Source organism: Kitasatospora cystarginea (assembly GCF_039533515.1).
Lineage (GTDB): Bacteria > Actinomycetota > Actinomycetes > Streptomycetales > Streptomycetaceae > Kitasatospora > Kitasatospora cystarginea.
Genome location: NZ_BAAATR010000160.1, coordinates 1 through 1,453 on the forward strand (window position 1 = coordinate 1; position 1,453 = coordinate 1,453).

General features: G+C 69.6%; 1 protein-coding gene. It reads left to right on the forward strand.

Translation table 11 applies throughout. The annotated features are described in order from the left end of the window. Window positions 1-48 precede the first annotated feature (48 nt). A complete protein-coding gene (locus tag ABD369_RS40555; RefSeq protein WP_425557898.1) occupies window positions 49-1,446 on the forward strand; it encodes an IS30 family transposase in 1,398 nt (465 codons plus the stop codon). Window positions 1,447-1,453: the final 7 nt, after the last annotated feature.

Consider the following 1,453-nt stretch of genomic DNA (forward strand, 5'->3'; position numbering starts at 1 on the left):
AAGGCGGATTCAACTGATCGTCGCAACACCTCGATCGAGGAGGTTGTTGTGGCTCAGGGAAGGGCTCGTGCGGCACTGAAGGCGGGTCGCCCGCCGTTGCGGTCGCCCGGTCGGGCCCCGGTCAATCGGCGGGCGGAGCGGCAGCAGTTCTGGCAGTTGATCGCCAAAGGGCTGTCCAGTGAGGAGGCCGCTGTCGCGGCCGGGGTGTCGATGCCGCTGGGACCACGTTGGTTCCGTGAAGGTGGCGGCATGCCGCCGATCACCCTTGAAGAACCGTCAGGACGCTACCTGTCGTTCGCAGAGCGCGAGGAGATCGCGCTGCTGCGGGCCCGCGAGTGGGGCGTCAGAGAGATCGCCCGCCGGCTCGGGCGCGCGCCCTCGACGATCTCCCGCGAGCTGCGGCGCAACGCTGCCACCCGGGGCGGGCGCCTGGACTACCGGGCGTCGGTTGCACAGTGGCACGCTGACCGCCAGGCCCGCCGTCCCAAGCCGTGCAAGCTTGTCGAGCACGACCAGCTGCGACAGTACGTCCAGGAGCGGCTGGCCGGTGCGGTCACTGCCTCAGACGGCCGCGCCGCGCCCGGGCCGGCAACGCGGTGGAAGGGTCGCCGGCACGGGCCGCGCCAAGACAGGCGGTGGGCCACGGCGTGGAGCCCCGAGCAGATCGCCCGCCGGCTCCCGATCGACTTCCCCGAGGACGAGACCATGCGCATCTCTCACGAAGCGATCTACCAGTCGCTTTACGTTCAGGGCCGCGGCGGACTCAAGCGCGAGCTTACGGCCTGCCTGCGCACCGGGCGGGCGCTGCGGGTTCCCCGGGCCCGGACCCAGGGGCGGGGCAAGAACTTCGTGACCGAGGAGGTGCTGATCAGCCGGCGCCCGGCCGAGGCCAACGACCGTGCGGTGCCCGGGCATTGGGAAGGGGATCTCATCATCGGTCTGAACCGCTCCGCAATCGGCACCCTGGTCGAGCGCACCACCCGGTACGCGATGCTCCTGCACCTGCCGCCCATGGAGGGACACGGCGAACCCCGGGTCAAGAACGGCCCGGCACTCGCCGGGCACGGTGCCCAGGCCGTCCGCGACGCCATCGCCGACACGATCACGGACCTGCCCGAGCACCTGCGCAGATCGCTGACCTGGGACCAAGGCGCGGAGATGGCCCAGCACGCCCAACTACGCATCGACACCGGGCTGCAGATCTACTTCGCCGACCCGCACAGCCCCTGGCAACGCGGCACCAACGAAAACACCAACGGCCTGCTGCGGCAGTACTTCCCCAAGGGCACCGACCTCAGCAGGCACACTCGTGGCGACCTGAACGCCGTCGCCGCAGCGCTCAACAGTCGCCCTCGCAAGACCCTGGGGTGGAGGACACCCGCCGAAGTCTTCAACGAGCAGCTACTGTTGATCCAACAGGACGGTGTTGTTGCAACGACGGGTTGAACCTGGG